The organism is Nocardia sp. JCM 34519.1, from assembly GCF_020361265.1.
GTDB lineage: Bacteria > Actinomycetota > Actinomycetes > Mycobacteriales > Mycobacteriaceae > Nocardia > Nocardia arthritidis_A.
This window is the reverse complement of record NZ_JAIRBR010000005.1, coordinates 474,687-493,269: the sequence shown is the minus strand read 5'-3', so window position 1 is coordinate 493,269 and position 18,583 is coordinate 474,687. Positions and strand designations below refer to the sequence as shown.

The following is an 18,583-nucleotide window of genomic DNA, read 5'->3' as shown; positions in this document are numbered from 1 at the left end:
CTGGCAAGGCGGAGGAGGAGCCGATACCGGGGTTGTATCGGCGACGACGACAACGCGGCCAGGCGGCGAGCTGGACCACGGAGGCATCCGGCCGGACTTCGAGGACAGGCCCTACGGTTCCAACGGGATCGGTTGGGTGTCGTGCACCTGCTGGAAGATCACCGAACTGCGGAAGCCGGCCACCTCGCGGCGTTTGCTGAGCCGGTCGACCAGGAATCCGTGCAGGCGGTCCAGGTCCTGCACCGCGACGTGCAGCAGGAAATCGTGCTCACCCGACAGCACGAATACGCTCAGCACCTCGCGGAACGCGGCCGCCGCCTGCTGGAACGAATCGATCATGGCCGCACTCTGCGGGCGCACCTGCACCAGCACCATCGCCTGCACCCGGCGATTCAGCGCGGCGGGATCGATCTCGGCGTGATAGCCGCGGATCACGCCGCGGCGGGTCAGCGTGCGCACCCGTTCGAGACAGGTCGATGCGGCGATGCCGACCCGGCGGGCCAACTCCCGATTCGACTGCCGCGCATCTGCTTGGAGTAGGCCGATGATTTCCGAATCAAGTTCATCCACAACCGAATTCTGCCGCCGATTTCGGCCGAACGTTCGGTGAATGGCGCGATCGGCCGTCCGAATGGTTACGTTTATCAGGTCTGCCGCCGCGATCGGCAGACCGCGCCGGGTACCGATCGGCCACGGGCCCACCTCTCCCTCAGCCGATCGGCCACCCTCGGCATCGTGGCCGGCCGCCGATTCGCCCTCGGCGGCCGCGCCACCCCACGGGTACGCGCCAAGGAGGTTTCCAGTGAGCACACAGCACAGTTATGACGAGATCGCCGCGGCGTACACGGACCGTTTCCAGCACGAGCTGCGCGGCAAACCGCTGGACCGGGCCCTGCTCGACGTATTCGCGAGCGAGGTGGAGTTCACCCACCCGATCGCCGATATCGGTTGCGGCCCCGGGCATATCGCGCGCTACCTGAACGATCTGGGGCTGTTCACGATCGGCGTCGATCTCTCGCCGCGGATGATCGAGATCGCCGCGGCGACGCATCCCGGCATCGAATTCCGCACGGGTGATATGCGCAAGCTCGACCTCGCCGACCATACGTTCGGCGGGCTGGTCGCCTTCTACTCGATCATCCATGTGAGTCCGGCCGATCTGCCGGTCGCCTTCGCCGAATTCTTCCGCGTGTTGCGACCGGGAGCGCCGCTGCTGCTGTCCTTCCACATCGGCGACGAGGTGCGCCATCTCGACGAGATGCTCGGCCACGCCGTCGACCTGGATTTCCACTTCTATCCGCGGCCGATGATCGAATCACTGCTCACCGCCGCCGGTTTCGAGATCACCGCGACGCTGGAACGCGCGCATTACCCGACCGAGGTGGCCACCACCCGGGTCTATATTCACTGCCGGGCGTAGCCCGTCCGCAGCCCGCGCCGGGCCGAGCTCCTGCGCGAGGCACTCGCCTACCTCTATGCCCGCCGTCCGGCCTGACCCGAAAATCTTTCGACAGCAATCGGCCTCGCGTATACCGTCGCCGACCATGCGGACCGACACATTGCGCCTGCGACCGCTGCGGCCCGAGGACGAGGCGGTGGTGCGCGCCGCACAACTCGCGCTCGGGCAGGAGGTTTTCACCTTCGCGCTCGGACTCGAACCGGGGCTCGGCTGGGCCGACTATCTGACGCGGCTCGAGCACAATCGCCGGGGTATCGACCTGCCGGACGGCATGGTGGCGTCCACCTTCCTCGCCGCCGTCGTCGACGGCGAGATCGTCGGTCGCACCTCGATCCGGCACGAGCTCACCGATTCGCTGCGCCGCGACGGCGGCCACATCGGTTACGCGGTGATCAGGGAGCACCGGCGGCGCGGCTACGGGCGGGCGATCCTGCGGCAGAGCATCGTCATCGCGCGCCGCCTCGGCATCGAACGCATCCTGGTCACCTGCGACGACAGCAATATCGGCTCCGCGAAGATCATCGAATCATGTGGTGGCACACTGGATTCCGTGGTAGCCCGGGCCGACGGCAGACCCACCCGCCGCTACTGGATCGACTGACCGCGGCGAGTAGACTCGGTGGAGGCGAATGTTGCCGTTGGGTACGGGAGTACACGATGGACGCACATATCGGCTATCGCCGGGTTTACGACCCGGTCGCACCCTCGGACGGAACACGGGTGCTCGTAGACCGCGTCTGGCCGCGCGGCCTGCGGCGCGGTGACGAGCGGCTCGGCGAATGGTTGCGCGATATCGCGCCGTCGACCGAGCTTCGGCAGTGGTACGGGCATCGGCCGGACCGGTTCGCCGAATTCGAGCGGCGCTACCGGGACGAGCTGACGCGACCCGATCGCCGGGATTCCGTGCGGCGGCTGCGCGAACTCGCGGCGGCCGGTCCGCTGACGCTGGTGACCGCGACCAAGGATGCCGACCACAGCCAGGCGGCGGTACTGGCGCGATGGTTGAAGGCCCAGTATCGCGCAGCGATGCCATGAGGGGTGGTGGTCGGGCGACGGGTGGGCTAGCCCGCTTCGGGAGTCGCCGAGCGCACCCTCGCGAAGTCGCCGAGCGGTAGCCGGATGGCGCGGTAGCGGTCGAGGATCTTCTTCACGGCATCGGTTACCGGAGGCTCCTCGGTGAGCTCCAGCCAGCCGTGCGCGTCGTGCGCGCGTAGTCGGATCGGTTCGGGGGCGGTGACCCGGACGACGAAGTTGAACTGCCTGGCCGGGATGTCCTCGGCCGACGGATAGTCGAATTGCCCTAGGTAGGTGGAGATTTCGGCCGCCACCAGCCCGGTTTCCTGGGTCACCGCGCGGATCAGCGCCCGATCGATGGATTCACCGGATTCGATCTCGCACCCGGGTGGCTCCCAGATACCGCCCGGACAATCGGATTCCGGGCGGCGCAGTAGCAGTACGCAATCGCCGTACTCGACGATGGCGCCGACGACGAGCCGCTGGATCTCATCGCGTTCCGCGCCCGCGATCAGATGCCGCAGCAGTGACTGGTCCACCATCGGTTTCATCCCTTTCGCGACGGACAGCAACGAATGGGTAACCCGTTGCGGTCGGCCGCATTTCCTCGAATCCGCGTTCGAAATCTTATCCACCGATCGGCGGCCTGTCACGGAAATCGGTTCTGAACTGGGAATCTTCAGATTGGAACTATCTGGACGACAGGTATACTGCGAACCTGGCGCGTACCGGCAGTACCGGCTATCTGTTTGCTGGGCAGCGGGCAGCAAACCTCGAAATCGGTTGCCGTACCGCCGAATACGGCAATCGCCCGGGTGTATCCCGGGCGATTGCCGTGCGGGAGGCGGCGGCTCAGAGGTTCAACATTCCCGGCCAGGCCGTCGACCAAGGCGTGTGCGGACGATCACAGCGCCAGATGGTGACATCGCGGGTGACATCCGGAAAACCGAGCCTGGAATCCACCCGCCCGATCGGTGTCACCGAATCGAAGTGCTTGCGCAGCTCGTCCTGTGAGCCGCCGACCCACAGCACCGTCGTCGCGGTATCCGGCGGTGTGCCGAAGTAACCGAATCCGCGGTTCGGGCTGTAGATCGCGGGCAGACCGTAGCGGCCGCGCTGCACGTCCAAAGCGCTTGCCTGCCAATAGTTGTCGGTGATGACCACCGCATGCTCGCGGTCGGCGGCAGGCAGCGCCGAATAGGCGGCCGCTGTGCCTTCGCGCAGCTCCGGCCAGCCGAATTTGCCGTACAGCCCGATCTGCAGGCCCGCCGTCTGGTCCGAATCAGGTTGACGCAATTCGGATTCCGGCTTCAGCGGCAGTAAGAGCACCACGACCACGGCCGAGGTGACCGTGAGCGCGATCGAGAAGAACCGCCGCCAGCGCGCCGGTTTGCGCGTCCACCAGACCGCGCCCGCCGCCATCACCGCGGCGTAGCAGCCGACCACGTAGTACGGCCTGCCGTTGGTGGCGACGAACGCGACGACCACCAGCAACTGCACCGGGGCGAGAAAACGATAGGGCCGCAACGGTTCCCAGCGAAACAGCGCGATGAGCCCGGTCACCAGCAGGAATACGCCGAGACCGCCCGCCGAGATGAGCGCGATCGGCACGAAGAGGACCCGCCCGCCGATCCCCGACTGTTCCGCGGCCACCTGGGCGGTCATGCCCAGTTGCGGCCAGCCGTGCCGGGCCTGCCAGACGAGCGTCGGCACCGTCGCCGCCAGGGTGATCGCCCCACCGGCCCACAGCAGCGGGCGGCGCAGCAATTCGCGTGGCCCACAGGCGAATACGCTGAGCACAACGGCGATCCAGAACGCCGGAATCAGCCACTTCACCTGCATATCGACCGCGGTGACGATCCCCGCCCACAGCAGCAGCACATCGTGCCTGGTGCGCACCCAGCGGATCAACAGCCAGGTGATCGGCACCCAGAGCGCGGAATCGATGACGTTGGTTGATAATTGGGCGCCTTGGAGAAGCAGGAAAGGCGAGGTCGCGTACGCGGCCGCGGCGAGCACCTGGGCAGTGCGCGAGCCGCCGAACTCCCGCGCGATCAACGCGCTGAAGACGATGGCGGCCAGCGTCACCAGCACCGCCGGAAGACGCAGCGCCACAAGCGATCCCGATGCCAGCTCATCCATCAGCCGAGCGATCAGCGGCAGCACCGGACCCTGATCGGCATAGCCGAAGCTCAATCTGTGCCCGGCGGCGACGAAATACATTTCGTCGCCGAAGAATCCGTATCGGCCGCTGGAGAACAGCAGCGCGACGGCGCTCAGGCCCAGTAGTACGCCGACACCGAGGTAGGCGAAGGGCGGGCGCGCGGTCGCGGTATTCCCTTGCACCGCTTCCATTTCCAGCGTCTCGGTCACGACAGTTCCTCCTCCCGGACCGCCGGCCCCCGGCGACCCTCCTCGATTTCGGCCTCCCCGCGGGTGGCGAGGTCGTAGACGCGGCACAGATGCGCGGAGTATTCGGCCATGTCGAAATCCGGATAGCGGACGGCCCTGCTGCCCGCACCGTCGATCGAGTCCCGGATGGATCTCGCCATCAGCTTCGGGTCGAATTCGCCGAATTCGCCGCTGCGCTGGCCTTCGCGCAGCAACTCCGCGAGCGGTTCGATCACGTCCCGCTCCTCATTGCTGCCGTCGAAAACCGGTGAGCCGTCCGGCTTGCGAAAGTTGATCGCCACCGCGACCATCGCGCCGATGTGCTTACGGTTCTCGTCGATGTAGCGCAGGTTCGATTCCAGGTAGACGCGCAGCCGGTTGCGCGCGCCCGTCTGAGCCTCGATGAGCGGGACCATGTACTCCGCGCCCGCCACGAACAGCTGCACGACCAGCTCGGTCATCAACTCGTCTTTACCCGCGAAGTGGTAGGAGATGACGCCCTTGGAGATCCCCGCACGCTCGGCGATCCGGGCCAGCGACGCATTCCCGTAGCCGACCTCGGAGATCACCTCGACCGCCGCCGCGATGATCTGCTTACGCCGAGCCGCCTCGATGAACGACCTCCGTTGGCCATCCGACCCATTTTCTGACCGCACGGCCAAAATTTAACACACCCGGCCAGAGTCCTGCGAGGCCATATTTTCGTGGGCGGCCGGGCGGCGGAACCGGACCGGTCGCCGCGTTCTCGCACGGGCGGTACCGGGAGATGGCAAGATGCGCACCGCATCGACCGATGCGCCGACCCGAATGAAGGAGACTCTGACCGGTGAGCAACGAAGTGCGGGGAAAGCGGAACTACGGCAGGATCGACCGAGCCAGCCGGATACTAAGGGGCGCAGCGATTTTCGCGACCACCGTCGGCGCGGTCGCATTCGCGGCGGGCGGTGCGGGCGCGGTCGAGCGGCCGGCGCTCACCGGTGTCAGCGTTCCCGGCTGCCAGGATCCGAAGGCCGGTCAGCCCAACGGCAAACAGTGGCCCGCCGAACCGGCGCTCACCGTCGATCAAGGCGCCCAGTACACCGCGACCCTCGAAACCAGCTGCGGGACAGTCACGATCGCGCTCGACGCGGCCAAGGCGCCGCATACGGTGAACTCGTTCGCCTTCCTGTCCGGCGAGAACTACTTCGACCACACCCGCTGCCACCGGCTCACCACCCAGGGGATCTACGTGCTGCAGTGCGGCGATCCGACCGCCACCGGAACGGGCGGCCCCGGCTACCGGTTCGCGGATGAGAACCTGCAGGGGGCCACCTACCCGGCGGGCACCGTCGCCATGGCCAACTCCGGGCCCGACACCAACGGCAGCCAGTTCTTCCTGGTGTACAAGGACACCCAATTGCCGCCCAACTACACGCCTTTCGGCAAGGTCACCGCCGGTCTCGACATCCTGCAGAACATCGCGAACGCCGGCGTCCAGGGCGGCGGCGCCGACGGTGCGCCGGCGGTGGATGTCTCGCTGGATTCGGTTGCCACGGCCCGCAATTAGCGAATGCCGCGCCGGGCGGCGGCTATCGCGGCCCGGCGCTCATTTGCCCGGTTTCAGCGGGAAGGTGTCGGATCCGTTGTCCCCGGCCGGAATTACCGGGATCACCACCGACGACGGATGCTGCGCGTCTCGGTACACCGTCTGTGTTGCGGGTTGGGTACGTGCGCTGTCACCGAAACGCTCCCCCGTATTGGGATTCGGCGCGTACTGCGGATAATCGCTACTCGACACCGCCACCCTGATCCGGTCACCGGCCTTGAATTGGTAACTGGTAGGCCAGATCTTGATCGTGAACTGATATGGCTTACCCGGCTCGATCGGCGTCGGATCGCTCAGCGAATCACGGAACGCGGCCCGCAGGATGCCATTGTTCAAATTCACCGCCGATCCATCCGGCGTCACAACCTCCAGCCGCGCAACGAAATCCGTATCCGGCGCCGTGGAAGACGCCCACAGCTTCACCGTGACCGGACCCGTCACCTCGGTATCGGCGGTGAGCGGATCGGTGGTGTAGGTCAATACATCCGAACGCTGTTCGGCCGCGGCCTGATCGAACGGACCCTGCGGACCCTCGCCGACCCCGCAGCAGGAATGCCCGCCGACGCTCGGCACCGGTGTCGCCGGGTCGTAGAGGTAGCGGTCGGAGCCGGTGCCGGTCGGGGCCTGGGTGACGAGTTTGCCGACCCGGCCGGCGGGTCCGTTGACGCCGCTGTCCTGGAAGAAGTATTCGGTCCATTTCGTTTGCGGCAGCGGCCAACTCGGCGCGGACTTCCACTTGTTCGCACCCATCACGTAATAGTCGACGCGCGGCTTACCCGCGACACCGTTGTCCACGCCCTTCAGGAAGTGGTCGTACCAGGCCAACATCAGCTCGTTGATCGGGCTGTCGGCCACCGGGCCGAGGTTCTCCAGCCGCGGCGCGATGGTGGAACTCTTTCTGCCCCAACCCAAATGATCCCAGGGCCCGATGACGAGCCGCTGATTCGCCTTGGCCTCCTGGCTTCCGCCGCGATCGGCCATTCCGGTGAAGTTCTCCACGCCGCCCGCCAGGAACGCGTCGTACCAGCCCTCCATATCCAGTACGGGCACTTTGACGTTCTGATAGCGGTCGCGAATGCTCCACTGCTTCCAGTAATCGTCGCGAGTCGAGTTGCGGATCCAGTCGTAAAACCACGGCGCGACAGCCGGATTCGAGGGCTGCAACGGCGGAAAGTCTTTGTACGGCCGGAAATTCATCCAGGAGGTGGCATCGGCGATGCCCGCGGTGATCTGGTCGGCGGCCGCCTGGTCCTTGCGCTGCTGCGCGGCCTCCAGCCCGATGGTGCCCATGGCCCACGGCTCGATGAAGGCCAGGCGGTACGCGCCGCCCTCGTAGGTCCAGCCGTCGTAGTAGTCCGAGGCGGTATTGGCGGGCACGATGGTGGTCAGATGCGGCGGGGTCTCGGTGGCGGCGAGCCATTGCGTGGCACCGACATACGACGAGCCGTACATGCCGACCTTGCCGTTGGCGCCGGGCAACTGCGCGGCCCACTCGACCGTGTCGTAGCCGTCGTGCTGATCGTTGCCGAATTCGCTGAAGACGCCATCGGATTTGCCGAGTCCGCGCACGTCCTGGATGACGACGAGGTAGCAGTGCGAGGCGAACCAGTCCGGGGTGCGGTACCGCGACGGCTGCACCTGGGCGGCGGATTTGCCGTACTGGGTGCGCATCAGGATCACCGGCACCGGCTGATCGGTTTTCGGCCGATAGACATCGGCCCGCAGCACAACGCCGTCACGCATGGTGGCGGGCACATCCTGCTGCTTTTCGACCGCGCAGTCACCGCGATCGGTATCCGGCGGCCACGCCGCGGCCTGCGTCGTCGTGGGTGAGCTCGTGCCGGTGTTCTTCGAATCCCCCGAAGAACAGCCGATGACCAGCAGGCCGACGCACCCGAGCGCGGTGAGCAATCGGACCGTGCCGATAGCGGATCGAGACAAGGCGATACACCTCCATCGGAGGCGATACCGGACCCTGCAAAGCGCCTCCGCCGCAATGATGGTATCAGTTCTTGATCATGGCGCGATGCGCTCGATGACCCCAATACTGTTGGCTCCGTGCGGCGTTGACCAGGTCCGTATTCGCCGACCCGGCCGCCGCGGGTGTCAGGGAGGAAGGCGGCGGCCGAGTCGGCACCCCCGTGATCCCGCCGCCGACGGGGCAGACGTCGGGCGAAATCACGAACGGCTCAGCTAACTATTAGCTATCTTCGCCGATATTCCCAGAGAACCATATGGCGCCCCGCATCACAATGAGATACAGATCACATTCGTGACTTCGCATCCATTCACGGGCGAGCCGATACCACACGAATCCGATTTCCCGACAACGCGATTCGGGCTCGACACGGCGGTGTCCGCGCACGGATGCCCGATGGTCCGTCGACGAAACCGCCCACCGACCCGCGCACGGTCGGAGCGATGCGGAGGTACATCTAACCGTCGAAGCGGTATTCGGTACCGCGCCGCCAGCCCGGATCACCCGCGCGCACGAAGCCCGCCCAGCGGCTGCGCATCTCGTACACCAGTTCGCCCGGTCGCTGCCCGCACAGCATCGGCGCCGCCGCCCATGCCGCCGCGTCACCGAGTACGAAGGGCAACTCGATGCCGTGGCACGCGCCGAACGGACTGTCCGGCGGGCACCAGTCGAATCGATATCGCCACGGCGCCGCTCCCCCGGCGGCCAGCGAATCCGACAGCCTCGGCAGCGAATCGGTGAAGAACCGGGCGGTGGCGGCCGCGATCGCCGCGGGCTCGCCCGCGAAGAATCCGGCCCCTTCGTCCCGGTTCGTGCCCGCCAGCACGTCTACGTCGGTGCGCGGCACGGTCAACAGATCCGCGGGCACCAGATCGCCGTCGGCGACCAACTGGAACGGCGGGGTCGCCCCGGACCACCGGGCCGCAACCGCGTCCTGCGCCGCCAGAAGCGCAGCGACCGGAACCCGCCGCAACCGCTGCTCGTCCGCTATCCCCAACTCCGCCAGCAACATTCGTCCGACAGTCAGCGCGTCGTCCGGATCGGCTGGCGGCATCCCCAGCGGCGTGCTCTGCAGGATCGCCCGCCGGAACAGTCCCGAACCGCTCCGCCCGGCCAGCATCGCGAGGATCGACAGCGCGCCGCCGGACTGGCCCGAGACGGTGACCAGCGCCGGATCGCCGCCGAACGCGGCGATATTGTCGCGCACCCAGCGCAGCGCCGCGAGCTGGTCGAGCAGTCCCAGATTGCCCGCGCTCACCCCGGGCAGCGCCAGATAGCCGAGCGCGCCGAGCCGGTAATTCACCGTCACCACAACGGTATCGGTGGCGGCCGCGAATTCCGTGCCGTCGTACCAGCCGAGTCGCCCTGCGCCGCTGGCGAACCCGCCACCGTGCAGGAACACCAGCACCGGATGTCGTTCGCCCGCGGGGGCCCACACGTTCAACGACAGACAATGCTCGTCCTGCGGCACCTCGAACGGCCCGAACACCCGCGCCAGCCGGGACGCCGATTGCGGTGCCGCAGGGCCGAATTCGATGGCGTCCCGGATACCGGGCCACGGCGCAGGCGGCTCCGGCGAGGCGAACCTCTCCGCGTGCGCGAAGGGTATGCCGCGGAATACCCGCACCGGCCCGACGGCGGCTCCGCGTACCCGGCCCGCGGTCGTCTCGGCGGTCAGCACGACACGAACCGCAGGCAGGCGCCGTACGCGTCGCCGGCCGAGACGGAGAACCCGTCCGGTAACGAACGGGTCTGTGTCCCAGCGCTTTCCACCAATCGCCTGGCCCGGTCCGGCGCATCGACCCGAATGGTCATCGCGGCGAAATACGAGGCGCGCGGCGCGGGCTCGCCCGGCAGCGCCTCCCCCGCCGCCGACGCGCGGACGAACTCCATCCGGATCTCCTTGTGCGCCAACACCGTAACCGGACCCTCCGGAACCGGCTCGGCCGCGATAATCCGGCGGTACCGGTCGACGACCTCGTCGAATCGGTCGTCGGCCACCACGGTCGTCACCGCGGCGATGCCCCGCGCGCCGTTCGGGTGGCCGAGATAGCGCGGCTGGTGCACATATTCGGGTGTGCGGTGCTGCGAGAGACCGAGCAAACCCTCCGGGGTACTGTGCGGATCGATGTGCACCGTGCTGGCCCGCATGGTCCGCACGCCCGCCTCGGTATCGACGTCGCGTGCCAGCTCGTGCACGCCGGAGGCGGGCAATCCAGCCGCGGCGAGCCGCGCGCTGTCGGCGGCCGGATCGTCGGTGTCCAGGTTGAGGATCCAGAAACCCTCGGCGAGCGTCTTGGCGTGCCACGGATCCGGCGCCGCCGGGTCGACCACGCCGAACAGCTCGATGTAGGAGTCGCCGAACACCGCGCATTCGTTGGCGGTGCAACCGAGTGTCGGTGCGGCGCCGGGACGTTCGCTCATCAGATGTCGCGACCGCGGGGTGAGCAGGAATCCGAAGGAACGATATTTGGCGGCCAAGGCGTCGAGGTCGCCCTTGATGCCGGTGTGGTGGAAGCGATTGATGTGCTCGTTGATCACCCGGCGAGCCTGCCCGGCGGTGCGGGCCGACGGCTCGTACCGAACGGTGAAACGCCGTTTTCCGACATCGTCTTACCCTGGTCCGGTGGATTCGGACAGCCTCGACGAACTGGATCGGCAACTGCTGCACGCGCTGCAGATCGACGGCCGCGCGCCGTTCAGCCGGATCGCCGAGGTGCTCGGCGTCTCCGACCGCACCCTGGCCCGCCGCTACGGCAGGCTGCGCGGTGCGGGCGTGGTGCGGGTGACCGGTGTCGCCGACAGCGCCGGCATCGGCGCCGCCGAATGGGTGGTGCGAATCAAGGTGCGCGCCAACGCCGTTGCCGCGCTGGCGCGCGCACTGACCGCCCGGCCGGATATCGCGTGGGTCAGCGTGCTGTCCAGCGGCACCGAAATCGCCTGTCTCTTCCGGATTCCTGGGAACGGTCCGGCGCCACTGGCCGAACTGGCACGGCACCAACAGATCTCGGACATCTCCGCGCAGCGCGTGCTGCGGCACCTGATGCGGCGGCGCTGGCACGGCCGCACCTCCGCGCTCGACGCGGACCGCGTCGCGGCGTTGCGGCCCGCCGATCCCGATGTGGCGCAACCGATAGCGCTCACCGAGCTGGATCACCGACTGCTGGCGGCCCTGGCCGCCGACGGCCGCGCCGCGTACCCGGATCTCGCCCGGCGCACCGGCTGGTCGGAGTCGGCGGTGCGGCGGCGCCTCGCGGAACTGCGGCGCACCGGGCTGGTGCGCTTCAGCGTCGAAATCGACCCCGGGGTACTGGGTTTCGCGGCACCCTGTGTCATCTGGTTGACGGTGGCGCCGAATCGGCTCACCGCCGTCGGCCGGTCGCTGAGCGAGGACGCCGAGGCGGCGTTCATCGCCGCGACCACCGGCACCCACAACCTGATCCTCATCGCGGTCTTCCGCGATTCGAGCGATCTGTACACCTACCTGGCCGAACGCATCGGCGCAGTCGACGGCATCGAACGGGTCGAAACCGCGCTCATCGCCACCTTCGCCAAACGCGACGCCCCTACGCCGCCGTGAACTCGAAAAGCCGAGGGCCGCACCCCAACTGGAATGCGGCCCTCGGCTTTCGAGCACTTACAGGTACTGCCCCGTATTCGACTCGGTGTCGATCGCCCGGCTGGCCGAGGCGTTCTTACCGGTGACCAGGGTGCGGATGTAGACGATCCGCTCGCCCTTCTTACCCGAGATCCGCGCCCAGTCATCGGGATTCGTGGTGTTCGGCAGGTCCTCGTTCTCGGAGAACTCGTCGACGATCGAATCGTAGAGATGCTGGATGCGCAGGCCCGGGTTGCCGGTGTCGAGCACCGCCTTGATCGCGTACTTCTTGGCGCGGTCGACGATGTTCTGGATCATGGCGCCGGAGTTGAAGTCCTTGAAGTACAGGACCTCCTTGTCACCGTTGGCGTAGGTGACCTCCAGGAACCGGTTGTCCTCGCTTTCGGCGTACATCCGCTCGACCACCCGCTCGATCATCGCGCCGATGCAGGCCGCCTTGTCACCGTTGAATTCGGTGAGGTCGTCGGCGTGCAGCGGCAGATCCTCGACCAGGTACTTGGAGAAGATGTCCTGCGCGGATTCCGCGTCCGGACGCTCGATCTTGATCTTCACATCGAGGCGGCCCGGCCGCAGGATGGCCGGATCGATCATGTCCTCGCGGTTGGACGCGCCGATCACGATGACGTTCTCCAGGCCCTCGACGCCGTCGATCTCCGACAGCAGCTGCGGCACCACGGTGGTCTCCACGTCGGAGGAGACGCCCGAACCGCGGGTGCGGAAGATGGAATCCATCTCGTCGAAGAACACGATCACCGGGGTGCCCTCGGACGCCTTCTCGCGGGCCCGCTGGAAGATGATCCTGATGTGCCGCTCGGTCTCGCCGACGAACTTGTTGAGCAGTTCGGGGCCCTTGATGTTCAGGAAGTACGACTTGGCGTCCTTGGCATCCTCACCGCGCGCCTCGGCGATCTTCTTGGCCAGCGAATTGGCCACCGCCTTGGCGATGAGCGTCTTACCGCATCCGGGTGGACCGTAGAGCAGTACGCCCTTCGGCGGGCGCAGCGCGTACTCGCGGAACAGATCCTTGTGCAGGAACGGCAATTCCACCGCATCCCTGATCTGTTCGATCTGCCTGCTGAGGCCACCGATATCGGCGTAGTCGACATCCGGGACCTCTTCCAGGACCAGATCCTCGACCTCGGCCTTGGGGATGCGCTCGAAGGCGAAGCCCGCCTTGGTGTCCACCAGCAGCGAATCACCGGGCCGCAGTTTGCGAATCGGGGAATCCGGATCGTCCAGATCGTCCACTTCGGCCACCTTGGCCAGCGGTCCCGACAGCCACACCACACGCTCCTCGTCGGCATGGCCGACGACCAGGGCGCGGCGGCCGTCGTCGAGAATTTCGCGCAATGTGCCGATCTCGCCGACCGAGTCGAAGTATCCGGCCTCGACGACCGTCAACGCCTCGTTGAGGCGGACGGACTGACCGTATTCGAGGACGGAGGTATCGATATTCGGCGAACACGTCAACCGCATCTTGCGACCCGAAGTGAACACGTCGACCGTCTGATCGTCGTACACACCGATCAGGATGCCGTAACCGCTCGGCGGCTGACCCAGCCGATCGACCTCCTCGCGCAGCGCGACCAACTGCTGGCGCGCCTCCTTGAGTGTGTCCATCAGCTTCGTGTTGCGAATGGTCAGCGAATCGATGCGGGCTTCCAATTCCCGTGTGCGATCCGGCGAATCGGCGAGTTGCCTTCGGAGTGCAGCCGCCTCGGCGCGTACTGCCTCGAGCTCTCTCCAGGCCGCCGAATCCGAATTCTCGATGGGGCTCATGTGCTGCTCCTCCCAGTCCCGGTCTATCAACGCTACCGGGCGTGAACGGTTCTCGCTTTCCGACATGGTTTCGTCGTGATCACATCTGGGCTGCGATCGGCGTCCGAACAACCATGTTAGCCTGCCCTAACCCCGACTGCGGCGAGTCCATTCGCCCACCGAGCCGAAAGGTTGCTGAAGATGCTCCTTCCCGACAGGACATTCCGTATTACCGTGGCTACCGCGGCCGCTGCCGTCGCCGTTACGGTCGGGCTGACCGCCTGCGGATCGGACGACAAGTCCGATTCGGCCAAGGCGTCGAGCGCGACCGCCGCGCCGGCGAGCGGCAGCGCAGCGGGGTCCGGGGATCACAGTGCCACCGTCGCGCCGACCGCGGAAGCGCTTCAGGCGAACTTGCTGCTCATCACCGACCCGAATAAGCCTACGGCGGATAAGGCCGCGGCAATTGTCAACGGGGACAAGCGGACTGCCAACATCGACAAGATGACCGCCGGACTGGCCAACTACCCGTTGACGTTCGCCGTCAGCGATATCAAGCTCGACGGCACCAAGGCGGCGGCACAGGTCGGCATCACCTCGCCGCACGGCACCGCCCCGGTGCCGATGACCTGGGAGCAGTCCGACGGCAAGTGGAAGCTCTCGGACGCGAGCGCCTGCACCATCTTCGGCTTCGCCAAGGCGCCCTGCACTCCCTGAGCCCGTCGACCCGCCTCAGCCCTTCGAGGGCCGCCGTTGCGGTTTCGGGGTGACAACACCCTCGGCCAGCTTGCGCGCGCTCACCAGGAAGGCGGTGTGGCCCTGCATCCGATGTTCGGGCCGCACCGCCAAACCGACCACGTGCCATGGCCGTACCAGCGACTCCCACGAGCGCGGCTCGGTCCAGCACTCCTGTTCGCGCAGCGCCTCCACCACCTTCGACAGCTGGGTGACGGTCGCCACATAGACGATGAGCACCCCGCCGGGCACCAGCGCCTTCGCCACCGACGGCAGCGCGTCCCACGGCGCGAGCATGTCCAGTACCGCCCGGTCCACCGGGTCGCCCGGGTAGTCGGCCACGTCACCGACCGTCAGCGACCAGTTAGCCGGACGTTCGCCGAAGAATGTCTCGACATTGCGTACCGCGTGGTCGGCATGGTCTTGGCGGATCTCGTAGGACACCACCGCGCCCGCCGGGCCTACGGCCCGCAACAGTGAGCAAGTCAACGCGCCGGATCCGGCGCCCGCCTCCAGCACCCGCGCACCCGGAAACACATCCCCCTCGTGCACGATCTGCGCGGCGTCCTTCGGATAGATGACGGCCGCGCCGCGCGGCATCGACAGCACATAGTCGACGAGCAGCGGCCGCAGCGCCAGATACGGGGTGCCGTTGGTGGAGTGCACCAGGCTGCCCTCGTCGGCGCCGATCAGGCTGTCGTGCTTGATCCCGCCGCGATGGGTGTGGAACTCCTTGCCCGGCTCCAGGACCACCGTGTACAGGCGGCCCTTCGCATCGGTCAGCTGCACCCGGTCCCCGATGGTGAATGGCCCGGTCCGTCTGGCCGCCAAAAGTCACTCCGTTCTGTGTTCCGCATTCGCATGCGGGCCTGAGGCTGTCGGTACGCCGGGATAGCCTGCCAGGTATGTCGGTGCCCGTTTCCACGCCCCCTGCCGATCCAGCGGAGAGCAGGCCGCGGCCCGCGCTGTCGCCTTCCCGCGCAATGGATTTCAAACAGTGCCCGCTGAAGTACCGTTTCCGCGCCATCGATCGGATTCCGGAGCCGCCGACGCGGATCCAGGTGCGCGGCACGGTGGTGCACGCGGTGCTGGAGGACCTATACGGACTGCCGAGGGGTGACCGGCTGCCGGGGCGGGCGGCCGCCCTCGCGGAACCGGCGCTCGCCCGGCTGCTCGCCGAACATCCCGAGGTGGCCGAGCTGGTCACCGATCGCGAGACATTCCTCGGCGAGGTGCGTGCGCTGGTCGACACCTATTACCGCATCGAGGATCCGACCGGATTCGATCCGGAATCCTGCGAGTCGCGGGTGGAGGTGGCGCTGCCGGACGGAGTTCTGTTGCGCGGCTTCATAGATCGCATCGATGTCGCCCAGACCGGGCAGCTGCGCGTGGTGGACTACAAGACCGGGCGTGCCCCCGGAGTCGACTACGAATTGAAGGCGCTGTTCCAGCTGAAGTTCTACGCGCTGATCATTCTGCGCACGCGCGGAATCGTGCCCACCCAACTGAAATTGATCTATTTGGCCGACGAGCAGACCCTCACCTACACCCCCGACGAGGCGGAATTGCTGCGCTTCGAGCGCACGCTCTCGGCGCTGTGGCAGGCGATTCTGACGGCGGGCAGCACCGGCGACTTCCAGCCGAATCCCGGTTGGCTGTGCGGATTTTGCGCCTATCAGGCGATTTGTCCGGAATTCGGCGGCACGCCACCGCCGTATCCGGGCTGGCCGACCGGCGGCACCGGGGAATCACCGGACGAAACCTTCGCCGACGCGGTCGCCGACTAAAGGTGATGCATGATCGACGCCATTGACCCGATGGCGTCGTCATGTGACCCGATGATCGCGATGACCACGATCAAAACCAAAACGCCGACCACATCCCCGGTGGCGATCAGGATGCTCCTGATCCGCGACCATGTGCCGGCCGATTCGAGTTCAGGCTCCACGACTTTCCTCCCACGCGCACATTACTGCGCACCGTAGCGATACCGCTGCGTTCTTCGGTAATTCGACGCACACAGTCTCGCGAACGGTTTATTAGGTTTTCGTGAACCGGCCCGGCACCGCAACGCGTGTCGCGGATTCCGGCCCGATCCGCTCGCGTGAGCCTACGACGCGGCCCATCGCCGGACCAAACGGCGAACCTCCCCACTGAAGGCGTTTGTTCCCGCGTGGGTTTCGGCTTCCCGCGCACGCAATCGCCTGCGCGGGAAGCCATTCGGTGTGGGTGAACCGGCGCTCAGAAGGCGCGGCAGGAGCGGATGTCGGTGGCCAGGATGGCCTTCGCGCCGAGATCGGCGAGCCGGTCCATCAGCTCGTTGCCCTGTTTGCGCGGGACCATGGCGCGGATCGCGACCCAGCCGGGATCGGCCAGCGGGGACACGGTCGGCGATTCGAGGCCGGGCGTGATCTTGACGGCCTCCTCCATCAGATCCTTCGGGCAGTCGTAGTCGAGCATCAGGTACTGCTGGGCGAAGACGACGCCCTGGATGCGCGCCACCAGCTGGTTGCGGGCGCGGTCGCGCTGATCCGAACCGGCGCGCTCGATCAGCACACCCTCCGAATCGCACAGCGAATCCCCGAACGCGACCAGATTGTGCTGGCGCAGGGTGCGGCCGGAGCCGACCACATCGGCGATGGCGTCCGCGACGCCGAGCTGGATGGAGATCTCCACCGCGCCGTCGAGGCGGATCACCTCGGCCTCGATCCCGCGCCGGCGCAGGTCATCGAGCACCAGGTTCGGGTAGGAGGTGGCGATGCGCTTGTCGTACAGATCGTCGACGGTCCACTCGCGGCCCGCGGGGGCGGCATAGCGGAAGGTGGATCGGCCGAAGCCGAGCGCCAGCCGTTCCTGTACCGGCGCACCGGAATCCAGCGCCAGGTCGCGGCCGGTGATGCCGAGGTCGAGCTCGCCGGAGCCGACGTAGATGGCGATGTCCTTGGGCCGCAGGAAGAAGAATTCCACCTGGTTCGCCGGGTCGAGCACGGTGAGGTCGCGCGAATCGGTGCGCCTGCGGTATCCGGCCTCGGCCAGGATGGAGGTCGCGGATTCGGACAGGGCGCCTTTGTTGGGGACTGCTACGCGCAGCATGCGGGAGGGTTTCCTTTCGGGGAGAGTGCGGCGGGAGTGTCGGCCGTCACAGATGTCGGTAGACGTCCTCCAACTTCAGTCCCCGACCCACCATCAGCACCTGAACCCAGTAGAGCAGCTGCGAGATCTCCTCGGCGAGCGACTCGTCGCTCTCGTGTTCGGCGGCCAGCCACACCTCGCCCGCCTCCTCCAGCACCTTCTTACCCTGGGTATGGACGCCGGCGTCCAGCGCGGCCACGGTTCCCGACCCCTCTGGGCGGGTGACCGCACGATCCTGCAGCTCGGCGAACAGGGATTCGAAGTTCTTCACGACCGGTCATTCTCGCAGACCGCTCACCGCCCACCGCTGGTCGGCTCCGGGTTTGCTACGGCCGATCAATCCGGTAGATGTAGTGCGTGCCGTCGTCGACAGGGTTGTCAGGTGTCAGCCAGCCCTGCGCGACGCGCCGCAGCCCCGCCTTCTCCAACGCCCGCCACGACGCGCGATTGGCGGCGGCCACCGGGATGATCACGCAGGTGGCGCCGGGAAATTCGGCCCAGGTTCCGGCGAGTATCGCGCGCAGCATGGCCGAACCGACGCCCCGACCCACCCGATCCGGCCCGGCGACAAGGTAGTCCAGGCTCATCGCGCCCGCCGGCAGTTCGATCAACCCGTCGAGCTCGGCGAGGTACTCCGGATAGTCGGCGAGCACGCAGCGCTGCACCAGGCCGATCGGCTCGCCGCCCACGAAGATCAGCAAATCCTCGGCCGGTTCCGCGCCGCGCGCGGTCGGCCCGAAATCCCGCTCGACCGCCTCGGGCGAAGTCTCGTGGTGCCACCACCGCTGGATATGCGGCTGCATGAGCCATTCGCGCAGCAGCCCGAAATCCGCCTCGGTGACCCGACGCCACCTGAATTCCGGTGCGGGCGTTGCTGGTCCGCTCACCTCGGCCTCGCGCATGCCGCCCGTG

Annotated in this window: 20 protein-coding genes; 7 read left to right on the top strand and 13 right to left on the bottom strand. The window is 67.0% G+C overall.

What is annotated here, in order from left to right; genetic code table 11:
- Positions 1-111 precede the first annotated feature (111 nt).
- The gene (locus tag LGY53_RS16920) at positions 112-570 is read right to left on the bottom strand and encodes an Lrp/AsnC family transcriptional regulator (RefSeq protein WP_167475753.1); all 459 of its coding nucleotides are present in this window, start codon (positions 568-570) and stop codon (positions 112-114) included.
- 232 nt (positions 571-802) lie between these two features.
- Between LGY53_RS16920 and LGY53_RS16915 the strand changes: the two genes are divergently transcribed.
- From LGY53_RS16915 to LGY53_RS16905, 3 genes are all read left to right on the top strand, one after another.
- Positions 803-1,420 (top strand): class I SAM-dependent methyltransferase, encoded by a 618-nt coding sequence (locus LGY53_RS16915; RefSeq protein ID WP_225727613.1) that lies wholly within the window; start codon positions 803-805, stop codon positions 1,418-1,420.
- 124 nt (positions 1,421-1,544) lie between these two features.
- Positions 1,545-2,060 (top strand): GNAT family N-acetyltransferase, encoded by a 516-nt coding sequence (locus LGY53_RS16910; RefSeq protein WP_225727612.1) that lies wholly within the window; start codon positions 1,545-1,547, stop codon positions 2,058-2,060.
- Between the two features lie 56 nt (positions 2,061-2,116).
- Positions 2,117-2,494 (top strand): DUF488 domain-containing protein, encoded by a 378-nt coding sequence (locus tag LGY53_RS16905; protein ID WP_225727611.1) that lies wholly within the window; start codon positions 2,117-2,119, stop codon positions 2,492-2,494.
- Between the two features lie 26 nt (positions 2,495-2,520).
- Here LGY53_RS16905 and LGY53_RS16900 read toward each other — a convergent pair whose 3' ends face one another.
- From LGY53_RS16900 to LGY53_RS16890, 3 genes are all read right to left on the bottom strand, one after another.
- The gene (locus LGY53_RS16900) at positions 2,521-3,015 is read right to left on the bottom strand and encodes an NUDIX hydrolase (RefSeq protein WP_225727610.1); all 495 of its coding nucleotides are present in this window, start codon (positions 3,013-3,015) and stop codon (positions 2,521-2,523) included.
- Between the two features lie 310 nt (positions 3,016-3,325).
- Positions 3,326-4,846: a glycosyltransferase family 39 protein gene (locus tag LGY53_RS16895; protein ID WP_225727609.1), complete on the bottom strand. Its 1,521-nt coding sequence runs from the start codon at positions 4,844-4,846 to the stop codon at positions 3,326-3,328.
- Positions 4,843-5,520, bottom strand: coding sequence for a TetR/AcrR family transcriptional regulator (locus LGY53_RS16890; RefSeq protein ID WP_225727608.1), 678 nt, complete (start codon positions 5,518-5,520; stop codon positions 4,843-4,845). The genes LGY53_RS16895 and LGY53_RS16890 overlap by 4 nt, the downstream gene beginning before the upstream one ends.
- 170 nt (positions 5,521-5,690) lie before the next feature.
- On the opposite strand from LGY53_RS16890, the gene LGY53_RS16885 reads away from it, so the two are divergent.
- Positions 5,691-6,410, top strand: coding sequence for a peptidylprolyl isomerase (locus tag LGY53_RS16885; protein WP_225727607.1), 720 nt, complete (start codon positions 5,691-5,693; stop codon positions 6,408-6,410).
- A gap of 39 nt (positions 6,411-6,449) precedes the next feature.
- On the opposite strand, the gene LGY53_RS16880 is transcribed toward LGY53_RS16885, so the two are convergent.
- The 3 genes from LGY53_RS16880 to LGY53_RS16870 form a co-directional block, all read right to left on the bottom strand.
- Positions 6,450-8,192, bottom strand: a complete 1,743-nt coding sequence (locus LGY53_RS16880) for a CocE/NonD family hydrolase (protein WP_225727640.1) — start codon at positions 8,190-8,192, stop codon at positions 6,450-6,452.
- 692 nt (positions 8,193-8,884) lie between these two features.
- Positions 8,885-10,108 carry a carboxylesterase/lipase family protein gene (locus LGY53_RS16875; protein WP_225727606.1) on the bottom strand — a complete coding sequence of 408 codons (1,224 nt, stop codon included), beginning with the start codon at positions 10,106-10,108 and terminating at the stop codon, positions 8,885-8,887.
- On the bottom strand, positions 10,102-10,968 hold the full coding sequence (locus tag LGY53_RS16870; protein ID WP_225727605.1) for a VOC family protein: 867 nt from the start codon (positions 10,966-10,968) through the stop codon (positions 10,102-10,104). The genes LGY53_RS16875 and LGY53_RS16870 overlap by 7 nt, the downstream gene beginning before the upstream one ends.
- Positions 10,969-11,053: 85 nt before the next feature.
- On the opposite strand from LGY53_RS16870, the gene LGY53_RS16865 reads away from it, so the two are divergent.
- Positions 11,054-12,007: an Lrp/AsnC family transcriptional regulator gene (locus LGY53_RS16865; protein ID WP_225727604.1), complete on the top strand. Its 954-nt coding sequence runs from the start codon at positions 11,054-11,056 to the stop codon at positions 12,005-12,007.
- A gap of 57 nt (positions 12,008-12,064) precedes the next feature.
- Here LGY53_RS16865 and arc read toward each other — a convergent pair whose 3' ends face one another.
- On the bottom strand, positions 12,065-13,825 hold the full coding sequence (gene arc, locus LGY53_RS16860; protein ID WP_167475766.1) for a proteasome ATPase: 1,761 nt from the start codon (positions 13,823-13,825) through the stop codon (positions 12,065-12,067).
- A 180-nt stretch (positions 13,826-14,005) separates the two neighbouring features.
- On the opposite strand from arc, the gene LGY53_RS16855 reads away from it, so the two are divergent.
- A complete protein-coding gene (locus tag LGY53_RS16855; protein ID WP_225727603.1) occupies positions 14,006-14,521 on the top strand; it encodes a hypothetical protein in 516 nt (171 codons plus the stop codon).
- A gap of 15 nt (positions 14,522-14,536) precedes the next feature.
- Here the strand turns inward: LGY53_RS16855 and LGY53_RS16850 are convergent, their stop codons facing one another.
- The gene (locus LGY53_RS16850; protein ID WP_225727602.1) at positions 14,537-15,370 is read right to left on the bottom strand and encodes a tRNA (adenine-N1)-methyltransferase; all 834 of its coding nucleotides are present in this window, start codon (positions 15,368-15,370) and stop codon (positions 14,537-14,539) included.
- A 74-nt stretch (positions 15,371-15,444) separates the two neighbouring features.
- Here LGY53_RS16850 and LGY53_RS16845 point away from each other — a divergent pair, with 74 nt between their 5' ends.
- Entirely contained in the window at positions 15,445-16,326 is an 882-nt protein-coding gene (locus LGY53_RS16845; RefSeq protein WP_225727601.1) for a RecB family exonuclease, read from the top strand.
- On the opposite strand, the gene LGY53_RS16840 is transcribed toward LGY53_RS16845, so the two are convergent.
- The 4 genes from LGY53_RS16840 to LGY53_RS16825 form a co-directional block, all read right to left on the bottom strand.
- Complete coding sequence (locus LGY53_RS16840; protein WP_225727600.1) at positions 16,323-16,487, bottom strand: hypothetical protein; 165 nt, start codon at positions 16,485-16,487, stop codon at positions 16,323-16,325. The genes LGY53_RS16845 and LGY53_RS16840 overlap by 4 nt on opposite strands.
- A 293-nt stretch (positions 16,488-16,780) precedes the next feature.
- Positions 16,781-17,632, bottom strand: coding sequence for an ATP phosphoribosyltransferase (hisG, locus tag LGY53_RS16835; protein WP_225727599.1), 852 nt, complete (start codon positions 17,630-17,632; stop codon positions 16,781-16,783).
- Positions 17,633-17,678: 46 nt separating this feature from the next.
- Entirely contained in the window at positions 17,679-17,942 is a 264-nt protein-coding gene (locus LGY53_RS16830; RefSeq protein WP_167475772.1) for a phosphoribosyl-ATP diphosphatase, read from the bottom strand.
- A 55-nt stretch (positions 17,943-17,997) separates the two neighbouring features.
- Complete coding sequence (locus LGY53_RS16825; protein ID WP_225727598.1) at positions 17,998-18,573, bottom strand: GNAT family N-acetyltransferase; 576 nt, start codon at positions 18,571-18,573, stop codon at positions 17,998-18,000.
- Positions 18,574-18,583 lie beyond the last annotated feature (10 nt).

Coding starts and splice junctions, on each gene's coding strand:
- LGY53_RS16905 (WP_225727611.1), top strand. CDS start 2,117: ATGGACGCACATATCGGCTATCGCCGGGTTTACGACCCGGTCGCACCC.
- hisG (WP_225727599.1), bottom strand. CDS start 17,632: ATGCTGCGCGTAGCAGTCCCCAACAAAGGCGCCCTGTCCGAATCCGCG.
- LGY53_RS16880 (WP_225727640.1), bottom strand. CDS start 8,192: ATGCGTGACGGCGTTGTGCTGCGGGCCGATGTCTATCGGCCGAAAACC.
- arc (WP_167475766.1), bottom strand. CDS start 13,825: ATGAGCCCCATCGAGAATTCGGATTCGGCGGCCTGGAGAGAGCTCGAG.
- LGY53_RS16900 (WP_225727610.1), bottom strand. CDS start 3,015: ATGGTGGACCAGTCACTGCTGCGGCATCTGATCGCGGGCGCGGAACGC.
- LGY53_RS16910 (WP_225727612.1), top strand. CDS start 1,545: ATGCGGACCGACACATTGCGCCTGCGACCGCTGCGGCCCGAGGACGAG.
- LGY53_RS16845 (WP_225727601.1), top strand. CDS start 15,445: ATGTCGGTGCCCGTTTCCACGCCCCCTGCCGATCCAGCGGAGAGCAGG.
- LGY53_RS16825 (WP_225727598.1), bottom strand. CDS start 18,573: ATGCGCGAGGCCGAGGTGAGCGGACCAGCAACGCCCGCACCGGAATTC.
- LGY53_RS16855 (WP_225727603.1), top strand. CDS start 14,006: ATGCTCCTTCCCGACAGGACATTCCGTATTACCGTGGCTACCGCGGCC.